This is a genomic window from Streptomyces sp. URMC 129 (genome assembly GCF_051386415.1).
Taxonomy (GTDB): domain Bacteria; phylum Actinomycetota; class Actinomycetes; order Streptomycetales; family Streptomycetaceae; genus Streptomyces.
Genome location: NZ_JBPQTQ010000218.1, coordinates 1 through 4,742, shown reverse-complemented (window position 1 = coordinate 4,742; position 4,742 = coordinate 1). Strand labels below are relative to the sequence as shown.

Annotated in this window: 5 protein-coding genes; 2 read left to right on the top strand and 3 right to left on the bottom strand. The window is 73.7% G+C overall.

The window, feature by feature from the left end:
- Both ACSNOC_RS26935 and ACSNOC_RS26930 read right to left on the bottom strand, forming a co-directional pair.
- On the bottom strand, positions 1–1,087 hold a 1,087-nt coding region (locus ACSNOC_RS26935), incomplete at its 3' end, for a styrene monooxygenase/indole monooxygenase family protein (RefSeq protein WP_436750186.1).
- Between the two features lie 9 nt (positions 1,088–1,096).
- Complete coding sequence (locus ACSNOC_RS26930; protein WP_436750185.1) at positions 1,097–2,497, bottom strand: cytochrome P450; 1,401 nt, start codon at positions 2,495–2,497, stop codon at positions 1,097–1,099.
- A 247-nt stretch (positions 2,498–2,744) separates the two neighbouring features.
- Between ACSNOC_RS26930 and ACSNOC_RS26925 the strand changes: the two genes are divergently transcribed.
- Complete coding sequence (locus ACSNOC_RS26925; RefSeq protein WP_436750184.1) at positions 2,745–3,515, top strand: SDR family oxidoreductase; 771 nt, start codon at positions 2,745–2,747, stop codon at positions 3,513–3,515.
- 110 nt (positions 3,516–3,625) lie between these two features.
- On the opposite strand, the gene ACSNOC_RS26920 is transcribed toward ACSNOC_RS26925, so the two are convergent.
- Entirely contained in the window at positions 3,626–3,997 is a 372-nt protein-coding gene (locus ACSNOC_RS26920; RefSeq protein ID WP_436750187.1) for a nuclear transport factor 2 family protein, read from the bottom strand.
- Between the two features lie 142 nt (positions 3,998–4,139).
- On the opposite strand from ACSNOC_RS26920, the gene ACSNOC_RS26915 reads away from it, so the two are divergent.
- On the top strand, positions 4,140–4,631 hold the full coding sequence (locus ACSNOC_RS26915) for a peroxiredoxin family protein (RefSeq protein WP_436750183.1): 492 nt from the start codon (positions 4,140–4,142) through the stop codon (positions 4,629–4,631).
- The last annotated feature ends 111 nt before the right edge of the window (positions 4,632–4,742 follow it).

Genomic DNA, 4,742 nt, shown 5'->3' with positions numbered 1-4,742 from the left:
GGATGTGCGGGGGTGGGGGGTCGAGGAGGGCGTTGGACCAGGCGGTGACGTACTGGGCGTAGTCCCAGAACCGGTCGAACGTCTGCCGCATGAACGTCTCGTCGTACGGGCGGTCGCCGTGGTCGAGGATGCTGGCGAGGTAGGAGGCGGCGGCCTTGCTCGCGGTGTTCGAACCCTGGCCGGCGATCGGGTCGTTGAGGACCACCGTGTCCGCCATGCCGAGGACGGCGGCGCCCGAGGGGAGGTGGGCGACCGGTGTGCGGACCGTCGGGGCGAAGCGGCCGGCGAGGACGCCGGCCGGGTCGGTCAGGGTCAGGTCCGCGCAGCGCTCCGCTTCCCAGGGAACGTGCAGCCGGAGCAACTCCTGGGACAGGGCGAGGTGTTCGTCCGGAGTGGTGGCCTCGTGCCAGCGGTCCATCGGGCCGCCGGGGAGGCCCTCGAAGATCATGATGTCGCAGGGGCCGGTCGTCGTCAGCGCGGGGAGGGTGAAGTACTCGCCCACGCCGGGAACGATGTTGAACGTCACGGCGGAGCGGTCCCCGGGCGGCGGTGCCATGCCGGTGACGTAGGTGACGGCCAGGGCGCGCCGCGGGGTGCCGAACGGCGAACGCGCCGCGTCCCGTGCGAAGATCCCGGCGATCTCCCCCTTGCCCGCCGCGACGATCACCAGGTCCGAGGCCCGCGCGTACGCCTCCAGGTCGGCCACGCCGGCCCGGCGCACCTCGACCGTGCCGCCGCGGCGCTCCAGCTCGGCCAGCCACGCGGGAATCTTGACCCGCTGGTCCACCGAGCGGGCCGGGGCGTCCATCCGGGACGAGAAGGCGACCGCCCGGCCGCCCGAGCCGTCCGCGACCGACACGGCCATGGCCTCCACCCGCGGGCACCTGTCGCCCCACAGGTCCAGGCCGAGGTCCGCCTCGTGGGCGAGGGCCCGGCCGAACATGCACTGGCTGGACATCACCCGCCCGTCGCGGATCTGCTCCGGCGTCCGGTCGGAGACGACGGTCACCTGGTAGCCGTGTGCGGCCAGGCCGTTAGCGAGCTGGAGCCCGGCCTGGCCGGCGCCGACGATCGTGATCCTCCGCATGGCGGGTCGCTACCCGCCCTGCCGCCCGGGAATGCGGCTCAGGCGGCAGCGGACCGGGCCCTCCGCCCTGAGCGTGATGCCGGCCGCGAGCGGAACCGACTCGTCGAGTGAGGTCACCTCGAACTCCCGGAGCACCACGGCCAGGGCGAGCACCGACTCCAGCAGGGAGAGGTGCTGCCCGATGCAGGCGCGCGGGCCGCCGCCGAAGGGGAACCAGGCGTACCGGGGGCGGGCCGCCTCCGCGTCGGGCAGGAAGCGGTCGGAGTCGAAGCGCTCCGGGTCGTCGCCCCAGTAGCCGGGGTGGCGGTGGGTCACCCAGGGGACGACGATGACGTCGGCGCCCGCCGGGATGCGGTGGCCGCCGATCTCGACGTCCGCCACGGCACGGCGGCCGATGGCGGGCGCCGCCGGGAACAGGCGCATGGCCTCCTTCAGCACCCGCGTCACGCGGACGAGCCGTTCCGCGTCGGCGGCGGTGGGGACGCGGTCGCCGAGGACGCTCTCCACCTCGGCGCGGGCCAGGCGCTGCTCCTCCTGGTGGAGTCCCAGCAGGTGCAGCGCGAAGGTGAGGGAGACGGCGGTCGTCTCGTGCCCGGCGAGCAGGAAGATCAGGACCTGGTCGCGGAGTTCGGCGCCGTCGAGGGAGTCGGCCGACGTGCCCTCGGCGCGGGTCAGCAGCGTCACCAGGTCGTCACCGGGTGCCGCGGCCCCGGCGGCGGCCGGGCCGTTCGAGCGCTCCGCCCGCCGCCTGGCGATGACGGTGTCGCAGATGTCGTACAGCTCGGCGCCGGCCGCCGCGGCGCGGCGGTTGGCGGCGGTGGGCCAGTTCCGGGGGACGTTGACCGGCGAGAAGCCGCGCCGCGTGACGTAGTCGCTGAGGATCGGCAGATCGCGCTCTATGGCGGGGACGGCCGCGTCGATGTCGGTGCCGAAGAGGATGCGGGCGATGGCGCGCAGCGCGAACTCCCGCATCTCGTGGGCGACATCGTGCACGGTGCCGGACGCCGCGCGCCACCGGTCGGCGACGGCGGCGATCTCGGTGGTGACGGCCGCCGCGTAGCCCTCGACCCGGCGCTTGGTGAACAGCGGCTGCAGCGCGCGGCGCTGGCGCAGGTAGTCGTCGTCCTGGCTGGTGAGCAGCCCGTTCCCGAAGGTCTGCCGCAGCTCTCCGTAGAAGACGTTGTCCTTGCGGAAGTCGGCCGCGTCGCCGGCCAGGACGCGCTGCGCGCCCTCGGCGGAGAAGACGGCGTACAGTTCGGCGCGCAGCCCGGGCGGGCCGGCGACGAAGCGCACCACGTCGCCGTGGTCGCGCCGGGCCCGCAGGTAAGTGTCCAGCGGCGCCCGCCGCAGGTCGAACATCGATCCGAGCACCGGCATACCGGCCGGTACGGGCGTCTCCAAGGTCGCCATCCCACTCCCTGCCTGGTTGCGCGTGTTTTCCGGAACCCCGTCCGGATTATGGATCCGCGGACGCTGGTTCGGACCACGGCGGCGCCATTCTGTCCGGATCCGGCGCGCCCGCCCCCGGCGGGGCGGGGCGCCACGGGCGGGTGAGAACGGCCACCCGCTATTGAGCAGTGCTCAAAACATGGCTAGCCTCGCAGCGGAAACACCCACCCCACCACACCATCAGAACTTCCAGGCAAGGGAGCCTGTCGTGAGCTCGCTGTTCTCCGTCGCCGGCAAGACCGCCCTGGTCACCGGCGGCTCCCGTGGCATCGGCCTGATGATCGCGCGCGGCCTGGTCGAGGCCGGGGCCAAGGTCTACGTCAGCTCCCGCAAGGCGGACGCGTGCGACGAGGCCGTGCGCGAGCTGTCCAAGTCCGGCGAGGCGATCGCCCTGCCCGCCGACCTCTCCCGCGAGGAGGAGGTGCACCGGCTCGCCGAGGAGATCGGCGCCCGGGAGGAGGCGCTGCACATCCTGGTCAACAACGCGGGCGCCACCTGGGGCGCGCCGCTGGACACCTTCCCGGTCAGCGGCTGGGACAAGGTGATGGACCTCAACCTGCGCAGCCCCTTCCTCCTCACGCAGGCGCTGCTCCCCCGGCTGCGCGCCGCCGGCTCGCTGGAGGACCCCGCGCGGATCATCAACGTCGGCTCCATCGACGGCCTGCACGTCAGCCCGCTGCCCGCCTACTCCTACGCGGCGAGCAAGGCGGGCCTGCACCACCTGACCCGGGTGCTGGCCAAGGAGCTGGGCCCGCAGGGCATCACGGTCAACGCGATCGCGCCCGGCCCGTTCGAGTCGAAGATGATGGCCGCCACGCTGGACGCGTTCGGCGACGAGATCGCGGCGGCGGCACCGTTGCAGCGGATCGGACGGCCCGACGACATGGCGGGCGTCGCGGTCTACCTCGCCGGCCGGGCCGGCGCCTACGTGACCGGCGCCGTCATCCCCGTCGACGGCGGCCTGGGCACCACGGTCTGAGCGGGACACCCCGCGCGAACCGCCCGGGACCGGCGCACGGTTGGCTGGCGGCCAGCCTGGACCGGGGCGCGCTCGACGCGCGGCCCGACTGGTTCTGACCGGGGCCCAGCCTACGCCTCCGGCACGCGGTCGAGGAAGCCGCTGACGCCACTGATGCGGCCGTCCCCGGCGAGGGTGATCACGTCGAACCCGGCGACGGGTGCCGACCCGTCGGCCGGGTTCACCAGCTCCCAGCCGAACCGGGCGGTGTGGTGGTGCCCGTCGACCGCGCCGAGCGGGCGGAAGGTGAAGCCGGGGAACTGCTCGTGCGCCAGCGCGATCATCCCGGCGATCTCCTGGTGGCCGCGCACGTCGAACAGCGGGTCGGTGTAGGTGCCGTCCTCGGTCCAGGCGGCGGCCACGGCCGCCCCGATCGCGTCGGCGCCGGACGCGTTCCACGCGGCGAAGTAGCTCTCGACGGCGGCCTCGTACTGCACGGACATCGCTTCCTCCTGGAAGGCTCGGGGGTTCCGGTGCGGCCACGATGCCCGGCCGCCGGGCGCCCGGTCGATGACCTCGGAGGTCATGGGGGCGCCGGAACGGCCGCGTGTACGCTGAGGCTGCCGCGGCAGGAAGGAGGCACCCGTGTCGAGGTCCCCCGAAGTCGGCGCGCCCGCCCCGGACTTCACCGTGCCCGGCGTCGTCCTGAACGGCGACGGCGGCGTGCGGCGCGAGACGTACACCCTCGCGGAGCACCGGGGCAGGCCGCTGGCGCTGGTCTTCTACCCGGGTGACGAGACCCCCGTGTGCACCAAGCAACTGTGCTCCTACGCCTCCGAGTTGGACCGCTTCCGGTCCGTGGGCGCCGCCGTCTGGGCGATCAGCCCGCAAGGGCTGGACAGCCACGAGGCGTTCGCCCGGCGCCGTGCGCTGGGCTTCCCGCTGCTCGCCGACACCGACCGCGCGGTGGCGCGGGCGTACGGCGTCGCCGTGCCCGGACTCGGGCTGCGCCGCTCGGTGTTCATCGTCGACGCGGACGGCGTCGTCCGCTGGAAGCACGTGGCGGTGCTCGGCCTGACGTTCCAGAGCGTGGACACTCTGGCCGGGGAGCTGGCGAAGGCCGCCTCCGGCCGCTGACACCGGACGTCACCGGCCGGCCAGGCGTTCCAGTTCGGCCTGGGTGGATTCGAGGAGGCCGTTCCAGGCGGTCTCGAATTTCTCGACGCCTTCGTCTTCGAGGAGCTGGAC

What these genes read in the sequence shown, in the direction of transcription:
- ACSNOC_RS26930 (WP_436750185.1), bottom strand. Translation starts at nt 2,497, where the DNA reads ATGGCGACCTTGGAGACGCCCGTACCGGCCGGTATGCCGGTGCTCGGA.
- ACSNOC_RS26920 (WP_436750187.1), bottom strand. Translation starts at nt 3,997, where the DNA reads ATGTCCGTGCAGTACGAGGCCGCCGTCGAGAGCTACTTCGCCGCGTGG.